This is a genomic window from Petrocella sp. (assembly GCF_059865615.1).
Genome location: NZ_JCBCDA010000028.1, coordinates 63223 through 79947, shown reverse-complemented (window position 1 = coordinate 79947; position 16725 = coordinate 63223). Strand labels below are relative to the sequence as shown.

Here is a 16725-nt window from a genome sequence, read left to right as displayed (position 1 = left end):
TGTCAATATGTCATTTCTCTATAATCACAATCAAGAGCTTATCCTATGAGTAAGCTCTTGATTTATATATGCATCTTTTTATTAGCATTGCATGGTTAAAGCTCAAAGCTATATAGCTGAACTTTCCTATAAGATTTATGATTTATACTGCTTAAAATATACGGAACATATAGCTGTTACGATGACAACTGAAACAATAGCTTCCATCAAACCATTGGTCCCTGCAACACCAAGGGCCCACAGATAAGCTTTGGTCGATAACCCCGCTTCAAGAAGCATCGCTTCAATCCTACTTCCGTAAATCAAGCTAAGGGCACCAAGCACCAATACTGTATTGGTTAAGCTCCCTAGAAATGCACCTATACCAATGGCTATGGGTGCTAGTTTTGACTTAAAAAGCTTTATCGCTAATGCATAAGCATAATATGCTGTTACACCAATCAGCATTCTTGGTAACACAGAAATAATTGGGTTAATAAATAACAATGAGAAAGGTGATGCCGGTCGAATCAAAGCATGAAAAAAAGATACTAATCCGAAAGCCAGTCCCATAATCAAACCTGCAACCGGTCCTAAGATGATCCCTGTAATGATTGTTGGAATATGTGTAATGGTTGCTTCAACCGTTCCCATTGGAATCGCACCTAAAGGGGTAAAATCCAGTATCATCGTGATGGCAAGCATTAAGCCCAAAATTACCAGTTTTCTCGTGTCTTTTAGTGTTTTATTCAAAAAATCGCCTCCTGTTCTCGTTCCCATAGGGATACAAGACATCATCCATAGATGATTAACATTAATTGTTTCATGTTTATTATAGCAGTATAATTCTCAAATGCAATCATGAATTTTATACTTATTCAAGAGATTCTCCCAAATAGAAGACTTTATAAAACAATTGAAGGCCTTCAAGAAGGTCTTGATGGACTACCATCATCTTCTTAATCTTCAAATGTGCGCCTATTTCATCATATAGAATATCTTCTTCATCACATTCTGTTCTAAAATATAGCAGACCATCCTCATCATATACCAAAGACAGCAAACCGCCAATCTCCATTGTAAATGATACCAACATGATTTGAATGCTTGTCTTGATATCATCCGGTATTGTATCAAACTCCTTGTTAAAATAGTACTTTCTGTCATAACTACTTGCAGCCGCTAATACAATCTCTTCCATATTCTTAACCTTTACACATAACCATTTATACCCCTAATAGAAACGTCACCGGCATATATGATTTCTGTGTCACCTTCCTTATTTCTAACCATCAAACCACCTTGACTAGTGACTTTGATGCCCCTTGCTTCTTTGGTTTTTCCATGTTCAATGATTTTAAGTTCTTGGTCCACATTAATACACATATTGTTGTATCTATCTATCATAAAACTCAAATCCATAATTTTCAAGAATTTTTCATATAATGACTCAAAATGGTTTAAAAAACCACATAGAATTTCAACCCTGTTAACGTTTCTTCCAAGTTCAATCTTCAAAGAGGTAGCTATATGGTTTAAAGATGTATCAAATATTGTTTGATTCACATTAACACCAACACCTACAACAACATGATGAATGTAATCCGCTTCAGTACTCATCTCCGTTAAAATTCCACAAACTTTTTTCCCTGAAATCACTAGATCATTCGGCCACTTAATACCTACTCTAAGTCCGGTTTTATCTTCTATGGCCATAGCAACTGAGAGTCCGGCGATCAAAGTTAACATAGACGCTCTCATGGGTGGTATATCCGGCACCAAAACCAAAGATGCCCAAATACCCTCATCTTTAACAGATGCCCAGTACTTACCTCGTCTGCCTTTTCCTGCCGTCTGTTCTTTGGCTATGATTAAGCCTTCTTCCATCTTTTGGTTTACTTTCATGCGTTTAGCTTCGGAATTTGTCGAATCAACAGACTCATAAACCTTAATTGTGACAAACCTTGATCCTTGATTCAAATGAAATCGAATGGCCGATTCAACCAAATCAGCCGTTTCCATTGTGAGACGATAACCTCGATTCGGTACAGCTTCAATCTCATAACCTTCGTCTTTCAATTTGTGGATAGCTTTCCAAATAGCGGTTCGAGAAACACCCAATGTTTCACTTAAGCATTCACCCGATACATATTCTTTTGTGGTCATCAATGTTTGTAATATTTTATCTCTCATTTTCTACCTCAAATATCATTACTTTTATAATACTTCCTATCAGTTAAAGTTGCAATAAAAAGAAGAGGCTGATTCAGCCTCCTGTTTTTATCGCTTCGTTGGGTAAGTCTCAAAAGTTTCAAGCATCGATTGATATAGCGCCGCTCCTGATGTTTTTAGGAAATTCTCATCCTTAAGTTTGGCAGCATCTCCTACATTGGTTAAAAATCCGACCTCAACAAGAATTGCCGGCATGCTGGTATTCTTAAGAAGGTATAAATTCTCTCTTTGTTTGAGTCCTCTATCCATCATGCCTGTATAAGCAACTATATTCTTTTGGAATATCTGAGCTAATTTTGGTGACGTTAGCTTATTCTGCACACTTGATGGGAAATACAAGGTCTCTGTACCGTTATGACTGGCATTAAAAGCATTGTTATGGATACTTACAAAGAAATCCGCTCCCACTTCATTAGCAAGATCACATCTTTCCTGTAAAGATGGAAATGTATCCGTTAATCTTGTATAGTAGACTTTAATATTGGTATCTGTATCTAAATGATTTTTGAGATACAAAAGCATCTTCAAATTAACATCTTTTTCAAATAAGCCATTAGCTACTGCGCCTGGATCACGTCCGCCATGACCTGCATCAATGACAACAATTTTGTCAAAAAGCTCTCTAGGTCTATAGGCTTTAATCTCAATCCGATCACCGACTTCTTCAATCCTGTATTCATATATTGTATTCGATTTGATGATGATTTGTGTCTGATCTTTACTGTTTTGGGAAATATCTATGGTTTCTATTAGGCCATCATGGACTTTAACTGAGCCTTTTCCAAAAACATTCCCATAATTACCTGCTAATGTAATATAGAAAGTTTTATTTCTGTAATCATTTTCATAGATAATGCCATCCATATCTATGGCGACATCCACATGTTCTAAGGCAATTACCGGTTTGGTCTCATTTTTATACTCAATATTTTCATAAGTAGGTTCTCTAAACTGAATCATTGTTTCGTCACCGGTTAATTTTACCACTTCATAATCCGCTTGACCATCGGTTTCAACAACGATACGTGTTTTGGTTGCCTCAAACTGAGCGGTTCGTATTTTCTCTACATACTGACCGGAGGCTTCACTTTCCTTGGTCCCAAGCAAAGATGTTGTATTGGCAAAATCAATGACCACACGATCCGGATTTGAAAGACGGAAAATATTCACATCCGGTGCCGCTGCACCTTTAACACTAATAAAATCACCTTGATTATTCTGTCCTAGTAGAATATCGTGAATATTATTCTCCGAAGTTGTCACAAGAATTTCTGTACGATTCTTATTAAATGCTACATCCAGTTTGATGGATTCATTTTTTAAATCGAACACGATTCTTGTTGCATTGGGATTCGTACTGTATTGGCTGGATCTAATACTTGTTAATATAGGATTTGAGTCATATTTTTTCTCACTTGGTAAACCGGATACGGAACTTGATATATCAATAACAAGCTTTTTATCCCATAAGGTATATTTCACCTCTGATATAGTGGAGGTTGCCTTAATCACAAATCGATTCATAGCACCGGATGTATCATAAGATATGTCTGAAATCCTAGTCTCAGGATGATTTTCTGCTGTAAGGGCCATAGCGTCTTTATTTGATGAAATAGCTTCCATTTGTTCTTTGGTTGCTGACCAATGAACCGGTGAATTTTTTAATTCTGTCGGTAAGATTTTGTTTGCACCTTCACCTGTGATGCCTTCCAACTTTTCACCGTCTATGCTATTGGTTTCAGGTTCCGTTACTTTAGGCACTTCAGATTCTTTTGGCATGTCTACAACCAAATCCGCATTGGTCAACATAGCTGTATAACTGCTGTTATCCCAATCTACTTCAAAACCCAAGACTTCTGAAACAAATCTAAGGGGAATCATGGTCTTTGGATGGTCTTTGTTAAGATCTCGCACTAGCTTAGCCGGTACATCCAACTCATGGGGTTTCCCATTAACATATGCCGTCTTATCATCAATAGCTAAGACAATAAATTGATCTCGATAAGTGATGTATACTTCTTCCGTCTTGCCATTCCATTCCACCTTAGCGCCAATAGCATCTGATTCAAAAATCTCTCTTACGGGCACCAAAGTTCTATTTCCTATGATTACTGCCGGCATATCACCGGTCTTGATTTCTTTTTTATTAATGACAACAGTGACCAGCTTGCTATCATATTTATATACATTTTGGTCGTATTCAAGGTATAGTTCATTGGTTTGATTGCCTGCAAAAACGGTGATTTGAAATAGATTTATAATAAGTGCAGTAAGCACCAAAAGACTTAAGAATCGCTTCATCATATACTCTCCTTTGAGGTGGCATCCAGATTAAACGGTTTAGTGCCGACGTATGTTCAGCAAACTAAATTATAACAAAGTTAATAGGATTAATAAAGTCTTCTGCCGTCATTTTAATCTAACCGTAATACTTGTTCAAAAAATATACACATCAAAAATCTAATTTATATGATCTAATACAACCCTTGCCAGATAGGGTTTTGTTGCCTTTGCCACATAGCCGATGAAGATACCGGCCACGACTGCCGACACTATAAGTATCGGAAAGTAGGTCATAGCAACATAGGCACTACCCGTTATAATGGATACAATTATAATTTGACCAATATTATGACAAATCGCACCAACCACACTGACGCCTACAATACTTACCTTGTCTTTTGGAAAACTGGACATCAACAACATACCGGTTGCACTTAATAAGCCACCTGCCATACTATACCAAAGACTCATCATACTACCAATAAATATGGATGCCAATATCACCCTTAAAACAACTAGAAAATACACATCTTTGGGTCGGTATAAGTTAATAGCCAATAAGGTAACGACATTGGCCAAGCCTAATTTTATGCCAGGAACCGCAAAGCTTATAGGAATAAATCTTTCAAAATAACTAAGAACCAATGCTATGGCAATTAATAATCCCAGAATAATCATACGTCGCAGAGATAACTTATTGTGAAATTGCATCAAATTCTACCTCCCCTTCACCTTGCACTAGAACATGAAAACGAAAAGGTAAACACACAATATTCTGATTCGGCCTAAAAATATCACTACTGCTTACACAGATTTGATCTGGGCAGGTTGCTTCAATAATACTTGCTTTATGATCATAGATTTCAAGTACATTTTTTCCTTTCTCTGTTTCATAAATAAATACGCCTTCTTCATCTAGGGGTAACACCTCTATCAATTCCCCATCTACATAGACTTCGACATTCAAATGATCTGTTGCTAAATTTCTCTGACCTATTACCATAATCAGATAAACCAATAATGCAATTAACAGGCCAGTGCCTATAATAATTAAGTCGTTTTTTTTCATTATTTTCTTCCTCTACCTATTTGAATTCCTCCAAGTGGGGAAAGTTGAGTTTATAACATGACACCCATATAATGCACATGGGTGTCATGTTATTGATGCCAAGACTTGATTCAGCCAGTTGATAATCTTTTCATATGTTTCATTTCTATTTACTTCATTTAATATTTCATGTCGCATACCCGGCATCAATATAAGTTCATGGTCAATACCTAAGTTTCTATAGGTTTCACTGAGTTTTTTTACACCCTCACCCATCTTACCTGCCGAATCAGCTTCTCCCGAAATAAACAACGTTTTGATTTTGGGAAAGCCACGCATAAGCATGGTGTTATTGGCTTCTAGCGTGCCTCTTGACAAGGTCTCATAAAAACTGGGGGTGTAATTATAGCCACATAAAGGATCTTCGCTATATGACGTAACAGTTTCGGGATTAGAGCAGATCCAATCAAAAGATGTCTTAGGATTGTTGACTGTCTTATTATGCACACCAACAGATAAATAATTGAGGAAATGATTGGGTTGATTCGGTTTTATATATTCAGAAAAACGGCTAAGTATAATACCTAGTTTTGCTAATAACTTGGAAGTTATGGGTGATCCCATAACTATGGCCCCAGAAAGCTGTGTTTGGTGAGATTGAAGATAGCTTCTAAGAATAAGAGACCCCATACTGTGTCCTAACATGAACATAGGTTGGTTAACATATAACTTGTTATATGCTCTTTGAACAATACCAACATCCTCAACTATGGCATCCCAAGAATCCGTTCTATCAAAAAAACCGACTTCATGATGACCGATACTGTATCCATGTTGACGATGATCGTGAGCCCAAACAACAAATCCTTGTTTACAAAGATATTTTGCAAAATCGTCATACCTTAAACAATGTTCAGCCATACCGTGTAAAACATGCAAACAGCCCTTCACGTTGCCTTTAGGTGTCCATTTTCTTATTAATATCGGGCTCTTATTATACCCTTCCATAACAACTGTTTCATAATCCAATGCAACACCTCCTTATAAACTATTTTCCCTCTCAAGATAAGAGAGGACTCTATACCTAACATAAGTATTGAGTTCTTTATTCTCCAAAAAATGCATTTCGGTCTTCCTGATGAACCCTCCTGCCATTTCTTCATGTCCACCACCAACACCTTGATTATTCAAAATATACCGTACCAAGTCATTGGCTCTAACCTCTTTAAGACCACTACGAATTGAAAACTTGATGCCGTCTTCTCTTTTAGCATAGGAGACTACGATTGCAACACCCTCAATGGTATAAACCATGTCACTGATGGTTCCAAGCAAAGAGTCATTGCAATCTTCAATATGTATAAATCCAATATTACCATAGATTTCAATGTTTTGTAAGGCTTTGGCATAGGCATATATATCCTCTTTGCCAATTTCATTCATACGTAAATTTTTGATCATAGTAAAATCGGCATACTTATAAAGCCAATAAAACATTTCTGCATCAGCATTATTATTATATCTGGTGAGATTATCTGTATCTGTCATAATACCATAAACCAGTGCAGTTGCAGCCTCAAGAGAAGGTTCCACCCCCATCTCCTGGTAATACCCTGCAACCATAGAAGAACATGCGCCCATTTCAGTGCGAATGTCTTCAAACTCATACTTAGCCTTACTCATGTTACTATGATGATCGATGACCCCAACCCGCTTAACTTGCAAATCCGTCAGATTAGAATTGCCTCTTTGAGCATCTATGAATATAATGAAATCTTCCTTATTTATGAAAAAGCCTTCCTCAATACTTTCAAGCTTAATATTAAACATATCAACCATACGTTTGGAATTGGCTTTTTCAATCCGATCACCATATATGATCTTACTTGGTATCCCAAACCGTTCAAGAAGCATGCCTAAGGCAAAGCTACTAGCAATGGCATCCGGATCCGGAATATTGTGTGGCTGTATAAATACTTTTTTCTGTTCTCTTAGTATGTTTAATAACATCTGAAATCTATTGACCATAGGAAGTCCCTCATTGTTCTAATCGTATACTATGTTTCCATCATGCTTTTTAATTTTTTGTAAATGCTTTTAAGCACACATTACTCTCTAGTACCTTTTCAGTACTTTCCCAAGATAGGCCGTCAAAACTCATATAACCTCTTCCGTCTGAGAGATCTACATCTTTTAACCAAGCTACATCTTTATCATATTCTGCTGCTACCGGGTACAAACTATCCGGTGTCGTCACCTTAACTATAACAGCAAATGTACCATCCACAGGAATAGCTGTATCAAACTCAACTGTATAATAGCCTGCATAATCGAATGCCCCTCGCGTTATAAGCTTTTTCTTTGAAAAATCCACTTCGGATTCGAATTGATCTACAACATAAACCTCATAACTGGTATCCATGTCTGTTGCATAAAAACTAACAGCTTTCAGTGTTTCTTTTTTATTAGTAGTGTACACATTTGAAAAGAAAGCTGTGTCTTTACCAAATCCTATTCTTCCAACCCAGCCCAACCAATCACTTTGATAAATGTTGTCATAATTTTTATTAGATTCTATTTTTGTATAAACAATATTCTCCTTACCTATAAGAACGTCGTCGTAGGAAACGTAAAAATAACCTTGGTCACCAAATGTAGATCCATAGCTATTGCGACAAATAAACGCTCCATTTCTCTTAGGTGGTGTTGTGAAATTGCTAGCACTGTATGTGTCATCCCATCCTATAATTACCACATCATGATTAGGTAAGGATTGACCTTTATAGTAAAATGCAAAGCTCTTAGGATTGTAGGCATCACCAAGTTCCTGTTGGGCTATATCTCTAATATGAATGGATGTCTGTACACCACCATATTTCATAATTGCTCTTTTTATAGCTGAGTAGTCTTTGTTCGGTAATATAATTGCTTCTTGAACATGAACCGCAGCTTTTAGATTCGGATTGGTTTTTCCGTCCCCATAAGGATCTTCTGATTCTAGCACAGGTCCAGACCACCTTGCAAGATAAGCAAGAGAAATCTGAAAATCGCCACCTTCATTTTGTGTTAAGTTGTAACCATGATTAAGGCTAATATGATCTTCTGAGAAATCAAAAACCTGACCCGGCAAAAGAGATGATTCAATCGCACCCAAAGTAGCAAAGGCCCAACAGGCACCGATATCTAATTGGTCTTTAACCGGCGTAACCTTACCTATATTTCTAAGGTCATATACTTCCGGCAACCGACTGATAATCGGTGCCGCTGTATAAGTTACATTAACCCTTTTTTGGCTTTCAACCCATTCTACATTGGAACCGAAGGCCTCCATAACAGCTCGAATGGGTATATAGGTACGGTTATTGATTATGACCGCTTTTGTATCTATTTCAATGAGTTTCGTATTTCTTATAATATGATTTTTTTCAATCGGCACGCGAACTTCTACACTGCCTTTTGTAGCCACCGCAACTTTGCTGTTATCTATCCACTGAACATTGGCACCAAAAGCTTCTAGTACAGCTCTAAAGGGTATCAAGGTTCTGTTTGCTTGATCTATAAAAGGGATGCCGTAATCTGCGTTAAATTCCACCTTCTGATTATTCAAATAAACATCTAAAGTGGATGCCATGACAGATCCTGTCGGTACCCACCTGATTACCGGACTCATATTCATCATGACCAATAGTAAAATAAAGCATAAAATTCTTTTCATTAGCTATCAGCTCTTTCTATCTTGGGTGGGCGTTTACCTAAATACTGATATAAATTGGTTTTCAACATCCCGTTATATAGCTTTCTCTTTTTTTGTGCCTTTTGTCCAAAATGCTTTTCAAACCCTTCAAATGAGGTCAAAATATAATAAGACCAGTCTTCCAAACTTGTAAAACTTTGACCCATCGTTTTATATAAGTCTTCTACTTCACTTGTATTTGATAGACGCTCACCATAAGGTGGATTCGTCACGATAACGCCATATCTTCGTTTATGGGTAAGTTTTTTAACATCTCTTTCTTGAAAATGTATAAAGCCCTCTACACCTGCATTTACTGCATTTTCCCTGGCTACTTTTAGAATATCACCATCTATATCAAATCCTTGAATATTTAATGACACATTTGGATCATACTTTTTATTGGCTTCATCCACTGCTTCCATCCAAAGCTTTTTGGGTATTAGATTTTTCCATCCTTCAGCGGCAAAACTACGGTTTAGGCCAGGGGCAAGATTGGCACCAATCATAGCGGCTTCTATGACCAAAGTACCCGAGCCACAAAAGGGATCTACAAATGCTCTGTCCTTATTCCAAACGGATAATAGAATCAAAGAAGCCGCCAGTGTTTCTGATATGGGTGCTTTTGATGTCATGATTCTATAACCTCTTTTATGTAGGGCTTCAAGAGAAGTGTCCAAACACACACTGACCATGTTTTTCTTGATAAATATACGTACTGGATAGGATGCACCTGATTCCTCAAACCATGATTCTTTGTAAAACTGACCTAGACGCTTTACCATTGCTTTTTTTACAATGCTTTGTATGTCTTTTGAACTAAACAATTCCGACTTGATGGATGATGCTTTTGAAACCCAGAACTTCCCGTCTATAGGTATATATTGCTCCCAGGCTATAGCTTGAGTTTTCTCAAAAAGTTCCTCAAAGCTTCTTGCCTCAAAGCGATCCACCTCAATCATTATACGTTCTGCTGTCCTAAGCCATATGTTGCTTCTACAAATAGCCAGAGCATCTCCCTTAAAGATGACCCTTCCATCTTCAACCTCTACCACTTCATAACCCAAGTCTTTTATTTCTTGTTTCAAGACCGATTCCAGTCCAAAAAGGCAAGGTGCTAATAATCTATACGCCGACATTTTGTTCTCCAATCTATTAGACAACCAGTATATAAACGTCCATTCTGTATATATAAGGCTTAAGTCATCACTATCTATGGTTAAAGGGTCAAAACTAAGTTTCACTAAATTTACATACAATATATAGATTACGTTGATGCATTCATAACTATATATTGTATGCAAAAGTTCAACTATATAGTTTTAACACCTTAACCATCTATCTTATTATAAGGGAATCAAAATCCACTTACAACCGCATAAGGTTACAATTCTATTACCATTTCCTTAATTATAAATTCACATTTTATTATACCCTATTATCATGCTTCACTGAAAAAAGACTTGTTCTTTAATAACCCTTTGCCTATAATGGTAATAACATCTGATTAGAAAGAGGTTTTTATGAAAAAGTATACTTGGATTGGCAAAATTGGCAAAAGCCTCGTCCCATCTGAATTTTATGTTCAAATACTACAGGAGCCGTTAAGAAAGGCTTTTGGCTATATCATCCTGTTTATTCTGTTGCTTTCTGTTGTCGTCGGCGGCTACAATAGCTACAATCTTAAAGTCAGTTTTGATAAGACCATAGAAGCTTATGACGCTGGAATTATACCAAATTTCAGCCTTGTTGAAGGTCGATTAGAAGTAGAAGGCACAGAGATTTATCGCATTTTCTATTTTGATTTTCCCATCATAATAGACGGACAGGGTGTATTAAATATTAATGATATGCTGGCCTATAAGAATGCACTTATATTAACACCGAATCGATTCATTATTATTCGAGACGGTATCTCACCTCTGGTTAACGGTTATGATAATTTCTATAATCCTTATGGGACCAATACTTCCTCTGCGCTCATACGGGAGGCTATGGTCATGAGTGCTCTACTTGCTATACCTGTTGGTATGATTTTTCAGTTTTTCATATCATTGGTGGATTTCTTTTTTAACAGCTTATTCATACTTATGATTGCCAACTTACTTAGAACCCTATTGGGACTTGGTCTAAAACTCAAACAGCTTTATCACATGACCCTCTATGCCATGACTTTTTCTGTCTTTTGGTCTCACTTCAAGATTATGCTTCCTACAACCATGCCAAGATTTTTAGACACTTTTGTTTATTATGTCATACCATCTTTAATATTGGTTAATGTTTTTATCCATATTAGGAGAAAAGCCTTAGATGAAATGGACAAAAATAAGAAGGATGACTAATTCCATCTCACTAACACACCAAACTATATGTCTTCAATCACATAAATTGAAATCAAAATCATAAGACTTCCTAAAATACCGGTAAACCTGAGCTGATTACTATAGCTTCCAAAGTCAGTTCCTAAAAATAAGGACAATAGACTATTTAATAGATTACAGATTATGACGATAACCATTTGTGACCCATTCGTTTTGACTTAAAAGACAAGGAGGTCTTACATGCAACCCGAACTCACTTTAACCCTTACCATAATATTATTATTTGTCGGTATTAATTTGTCTGCCAACAACACCCTGCATAGTGCTATATTAAATGCCTTGTTCTACAATGATACGATTTCACGAAGTATTATTCGCATACTTGGCATAGGTATTATCGCAAGCGCCCTTCTGCTTGTACTCGGTTTGTCTTCTTACACTTTTATTACGGTCAGCTTCATTACCCTCATATTTATCTATCTTCTCATAAAAGGTAGATCCAAATTCGCGCTCGTCAAAGAACAAAAAAGAGCAGAAGCTCTACGTGCCTACAATCAAGATATCATAAATAAAAAAAGACAAATCAAGGACATGCGTCGTGCTAAAGAAAAAGCCCTACTCATGGCTGAGAAGAAAAAAAAACAAAAAAACGTCCAAGAAATCAAAGAAAAACTTTGGGATGATGATAGCATGACCAATAAAGAGTTAGTTGACCAATTCCAAAAATAAGGACTCAAATACTGTAAAAGTTCAAGTATATAGTTTTGATATCTTAACCATTTAATTAAAGGGACGTCTAAGACGTCCCTTTAATTAATATCACTTCAGACACTTGGTGAATATTGACTTACTTTTACTTATACCTCGTTAATCTTATAAAGCATGGCTGCTCCAATAATGCCTGCATCATTGCCAAGTTGTGCTATCTCAATTTTGGTTTTAAATGCCGCTTCTCCACCATAAATCTCATCTACGATTTTTTTCTTAAGAGGTATAATAAGATTTTCTCCTTGTGCGGAAACACCGCCACCTAAAACAATGATTTCTGGTTGGAATATATTGATGACATTTACAAGACCGACGGCCAAATGGCCAATATAAATATCTATGACCTCTTGGGCTACTTTGTCACCTTTTTGTGCAGCATCAAAGGGTATTTTAGCATTCATTTTTTCAAGATTACCTTCTAGCAGTGTATTCATTGCTGATTTTGGATTTTCTTTGGCCGCTTTTTTGGCATGTCTAATGAGACCTGTAGCCGAAGAGTAGGCTTCCCAACAGCCCTTGCGTCCACAAGTACAGGGTTCGCCACCATACTGAATAACCATATGTCCCACTTCTGCACCACCATACCAACTTCCGCTGATTATTTTTCTATCTATTATGATGCCTGAACCTACACCGGTCCCTAAAGTAATGGCGACAAAATCCTTATATAGTTTTCCTGTACCGGACTCATATTCACCTAGAGCAGCGACGTTGGCATCATTTTCCACATATACCGGCAAATTCAAATATTTCTGAAATTCCTGACGTATAGGTGCGTTGTTAAAATGCAAATTATTCGCATAAACGATAATACCATGAACCGGATCCGGTGTGCCTGGACTACCAATACCTACTGAGTGAATATCTTCTGTCTTAAGCCCTTCTTCTGCCATTAACTTCATGCAAAGCATTGCCATATCTTTAACAATAGCATCGTATTTTCTATCGTTTAAAGTTGGTGTTGAGCCTTTTCTTACAATCTCACCTGTCTCGGTTACAATAGCTGCCGCTATATTTGTACCTCCCAAATCTATTCCAATATTATACATGTTGCCTCCTTATATACTATCAATGGTTGGTTAAGGCGTCAAAACTATATAGTTGAACTTTCACCTACCATATGTAGTTATGAATGTATCAACGTAATCTACATATGGTAGGCGAATTTAGTGAAACTTAGTTTTGACCCTTTAACCAATGGTTTTAATTTATTCTAAGATTTATCATTTTCTTCGTCTCTCTCTTGAGAACGACGTAATAGATTACCGGTCACGCGGTTGTTTAGTTCCACCGCTGCATTATAACCCATTTTCTTCTGTCTATGGTTAATAGCTGCACTTTCAACAATAATCGCCAAGTTCCGTCCTGGTCGAATGGGAATGGTATGACTTACAACTTTGTTACCCAGTATTTCATCATATTCCTCTTCCAACCCTAGACGATCGTATTCTTTTTGTCTATCCCATTCTGTCAAATTAATAATCAAGTCAATGGTCTGGCTCTCCTTAACGGATTCAACACCAAATAATGTTTTGCAGTCTACAATACCTATACCTCGAACTTCAATAAAGTGTCTAATAATCTCTGGCGAAGTTCCAAGTAAAGTATCATCCGATACTTTTTTGATTTCAACCACATCATCTGCCACCAGCCGATGACCTCTCTTAATAAGCTCAAGCGCTGCTTCACTTTTGCCAATACCACTCTCACCTTTAATCAATATTCCTTCACCATATACGTCCACCAATACACCATGAATGGATATACTCGGCGCAAGTTCCACTTTTAGATATCTGGTGAGTTCTGATAAAAAATAAGATGTTGATAATTTAGTCTGTAAAAGGGGGACACCATGGCGTTCTGCAATCGCAATCATATCCTCATCCGGCTCAAGTGATCTCGCCAATATTAGACAAGGAATTTTTGAACCGAATAATCTTTCAAACGTTTCCAGTTTTAGATAAGGTGCCATATTTTCAATGAAAGTGTATTCCACTTTACCGATAATCTGTGCTCGGTCTGCATCAAAATAATCGTAAAAACCAGCCAGTTGTAGGGCAGGTCTATTCACATCCGATTGGGATATTTCATGACTGGAAATATCAACTTCCGGCGTTAAATTGGTTAGTTTCATTTTAATGATAATATCAGATAGCTTTACAGAATACATGATTATCCTCCATGTTATGGTTAAGTTTTGACCCTTTAACCATCTTATGATTCTAAGCTCAGGCCTTTAGCCAAAGTTTTACTTATATAGAGTATCATAAATAAACATTTTATGCACTAGACATTTTTAATGCTTCTCATCTTAATTATTTTCTATCTCTTTTTCTTGCTTATGAAAGAATTCATACACTCTAAGTGCTATCATTTTGTTCATTGTAGGGGCTTGGCTTAGTTCTTCTATACTCGCTACCTGTATATGAGCTACTGATTTAAAGTGAAGAATCAGCGCTTTTCTTCTCGAAGGTCCAATACCTTTGATACCATCTAATATAGATGCCACCTGGGCTTTACTTCTTAATTTTTTGTGATAATCAATGGCAAACCTATGGGCTTCATCTTGAATTCTGGTGATGAGCTTAAAAGCCTCGGAACGCTTCTTCATAGCTATTTCACGGTTCTCATACAACAAGGCTCTTGTTCGGTGTTGATCATCTTTAATCATACCACAAACGATAATATCTAGTTCGAGATCCTTAAGAACACTTAGAGCAATATTCACTTGTCCTTTTCCGCCATCCATTAGGATTAGATTGGGCAACCTTGCAAATTTACCCACATCGGGATTTAGTTTTTTAACTAGGATCTCTTTCTGTTCATTTAAGGCATGAGTAAATCTTCTTCTTAGCACTTCTTCCATACTGGCATAGTCGTTTGGACCTGTCACATGCTTAATCTTGAATTTACGATAATCTGTTTTTTTAGGTTTGCCCTCTTCAAAAACAACCATTGAGCCAACAGATTCAAATCCCTGGGTATTGGATATATCAAAAGCTTCTATTCTGTCAATCGAGGTTTTTATACCTAATAATGTCATAATCTCATCCACGGCCCCTTTGGTTCTAGCTGCCTCTTTCTTTATCTGTTCCCCAAATTGGTTTAGAGTTAAAGCTGCATTTTCAGCGGCCAATCCTACCAATCTAGATTTTTCGCCTTTCCTAGGTACTTTGATATATACCTTTTGCCCACGTTTACTGGATAGCCAAGATTGAATGATATCGGCTTCATCAAGCTCCTCTTGAAGCATTAGTTCTTTTGGAATATAAGGTGTTCCTGAGTAAAATTGTTTAACAAAGGTCCCCATAATATCACTGTTACTTAATTCTTCTATACCTTCCAGTCGAAAATGTTCTCTTCCAATCATTTTCCCATTTCGTATGAAAAAAACCTGAACAATCGCCTCTACTTCAGATTTTGCAAATGCTATTACATCCTTGTCTTCCATGGCACCATCTATTATTTTTTGTTTTTGAGCAATGGTCTGAACGCTTTGAAGTTGATCCCGATAATCTGCTGCCCTCTCAAAATCCATTTCCTCTGAGGCTTTATACATGGCCTTTTCTAGCATTTCAATAACCTCTTTATAGTGACCGTTTAGAAAGTCAATGGCCTGATGCACTTGTTCTCTATATCTTTCCTTAGATATATAATCTTGACAAGGCGCATCACATTGATGAATATGATAGTATAGGCATGCTCGCTCTTTACCAATGTCCCTTGGTAAGATTCTATTACAGTTTCTTATTTTATAGATTTTTCTAAGTAACTCAATGGTCTCATTTGCTGCTAAGCTACTTGTGTAGGGTCCATAATATTTCGACTTATCTTTTTGCATTTCCCTTGCAATCATAATTCTTGGATACGGTTCACCAAGGGTAATCCTGATATAAGGGTAATGCTTATCATCTTTTAACATTGTATTGTATTTGGGTCGATATTTCTTGATAAGATTACATTCTAGTATCAATGCCTCCAGTTCAGAATCTGTTACGATGTATTCAAAAGAAGCCACATTTGCTACCATATGTTTGATTTTGTTCGTGTGGTGCGTTGACTTTCTAAAATATTGTCTAACTCTGTGGCGTAATTTTATAGCCTTACCAATATATAAGATTTCATCTTGATTATCTTTCATAATATAAACGCCAGGCTTTAAGGGCAGTTTGTTTAATTCTGCCTGTATGTCAAACATAAGCTCACCTTCTTTAATTTATATTTTATTCATCGTATTTTAGGTCAAAAACCAATTTCATTATAGCAAATTGGTTGTTACGGAACAAGCTTCTTAAAATCATATACTAGACACACTTTTTTTTAACCCTATAGTGATAAAATAAGATTAAGCAGTATGCATT

At 36.7% G+C, this 16725-nt stretch carries 15 protein-coding genes; 2 read left to right on the top strand and 13 right to left on the bottom strand.

Features of this window, described 5'->3' with window-relative positions; translation table 11 throughout:
• Positions 1-135 precede the first annotated feature (135 nt).
• The 10 genes from AC6F8J_RS03215 to AC6F8J_RS03170 all read right to left on the bottom strand — a co-directional run bounded on the left by AC6F8J_RS03215 (position 136) and on the right by AC6F8J_RS03170 (position 10414).
• Positions 136-732 carry an ECF transporter S component gene (locus AC6F8J_RS03215; protein ID WP_500720949.1) on the bottom strand — a complete coding sequence of 199 codons (597 nt, stop codon included), beginning with the start codon at positions 730-732 and terminating at the stop codon, positions 136-138.
• Positions 733-853: 121 nt separating this feature from the next.
• Positions 854-1180, bottom strand: coding sequence for a DUF6145 family protein (locus AC6F8J_RS03210; RefSeq protein WP_275842268.1), 327 nt, complete (start codon positions 1178-1180; stop codon positions 854-856).
• Positions 1181-1191: 11 nt separating this feature from the next.
• Positions 1192-2172, bottom strand: coding sequence for a biotin--[acetyl-CoA-carboxylase] ligase (locus AC6F8J_RS03205; RefSeq protein ID WP_500720947.1), 981 nt, complete (start codon positions 2170-2172; stop codon positions 1192-1194).
• A gap of 87 nt (positions 2173-2259) precedes the next feature.
• Complete coding sequence (locus tag AC6F8J_RS03200) at positions 2260-4512, bottom strand: N-acetylmuramoyl-L-alanine amidase (protein ID WP_500720946.1); 2253 nt, start codon at positions 4510-4512, stop codon at positions 2260-2262.
• Positions 4513-4671: 159 nt separating this feature from the next.
• Positions 4672-5205, bottom strand: coding sequence for a Gx transporter family protein (locus AC6F8J_RS03195; protein ID WP_500720992.1), 534 nt, complete (start codon positions 5203-5205; stop codon positions 4672-4674).
• Positions 5189-5563: a NusG domain II-containing protein gene (locus AC6F8J_RS03190; protein WP_500720944.1), complete on the bottom strand. Its 375-nt coding sequence runs from the start codon at positions 5561-5563 to the stop codon at positions 5189-5191. The genes AC6F8J_RS03195 and AC6F8J_RS03190 overlap by 17 nt, the downstream gene beginning before the upstream one ends.
• An 84-nt stretch (positions 5564-5647) precedes the next feature.
• On the bottom strand, positions 5648-6571 hold the full coding sequence (locus AC6F8J_RS03185; protein WP_500720942.1) for an alpha/beta fold hydrolase: 924 nt from the start codon (positions 6569-6571) through the stop codon (positions 5648-5650).
• Positions 6572-6583: 12 nt separating this feature from the next.
• Complete coding sequence (locus tag AC6F8J_RS03180; protein ID WP_500720940.1) at positions 6584-7570, bottom strand: DHHA1 domain-containing protein; 987 nt, start codon at positions 7568-7570, stop codon at positions 6584-6586.
• A gap of 49 nt (positions 7571-7619) precedes the next feature.
• Entirely contained in the window at positions 7620-9257 is a 1638-nt protein-coding gene (locus AC6F8J_RS03175; protein WP_500720939.1) for a lectin like domain-containing protein, read from the bottom strand.
• Positions 9257-10414 (bottom strand): THUMP domain-containing protein, encoded by a 1158-nt coding sequence (locus AC6F8J_RS03170; protein WP_500720937.1) that lies wholly within the window; start codon positions 10412-10414, stop codon positions 9257-9259. The genes AC6F8J_RS03175 and AC6F8J_RS03170 overlap by 1 nt, the downstream gene beginning before the upstream one ends.
• A gap of 384 nt (positions 10415-10798) precedes the next feature.
• Between AC6F8J_RS03170 and AC6F8J_RS03165 the strand changes: the two genes are divergently transcribed.
• Entirely contained in the window at positions 10799-11617 is an 819-nt protein-coding gene (locus AC6F8J_RS03165) for a DUF1189 family protein (protein WP_500720936.1), read from the top strand.
• A gap of 219 nt (positions 11618-11836) precedes the next feature.
• On the top strand, positions 11837-12325 hold the full coding sequence (locus tag AC6F8J_RS03160) for a hypothetical protein (protein ID WP_500720934.1): 489 nt from the start codon (positions 11837-11839) through the stop codon (positions 12323-12325).
• Positions 12326-12453: 128 nt separating this feature from the next.
• On the opposite strand, the gene AC6F8J_RS03155 is transcribed toward AC6F8J_RS03160, so the two are convergent.
• From AC6F8J_RS03155 to uvrC, 3 genes are all read right to left on the bottom strand, one after another.
• Positions 12454-13413, bottom strand: coding sequence for an ROK family glucokinase (locus tag AC6F8J_RS03155; protein WP_500720933.1), 960 nt, complete (start codon positions 13411-13413; stop codon positions 12454-12456).
• Positions 13414-13577: 164 nt separating this feature from the next.
• Positions 13578-14534 (bottom strand): HPr(Ser) kinase/phosphatase, encoded by a 957-nt coding sequence (gene hprK, locus AC6F8J_RS03150; RefSeq protein ID WP_500720931.1) that lies wholly within the window; start codon positions 14532-14534, stop codon positions 13578-13580.
• A gap of 141 nt (positions 14535-14675) precedes the next feature.
• Positions 14676-16562 carry an excinuclease ABC subunit UvrC gene (gene uvrC, locus AC6F8J_RS03145; RefSeq protein ID WP_500720929.1) on the bottom strand — a complete coding sequence of 629 codons (1887 nt, stop codon included), beginning with the start codon at positions 16560-16562 and terminating at the stop codon, positions 14676-14678.
• Positions 16563-16725 lie beyond the last annotated feature (163 nt).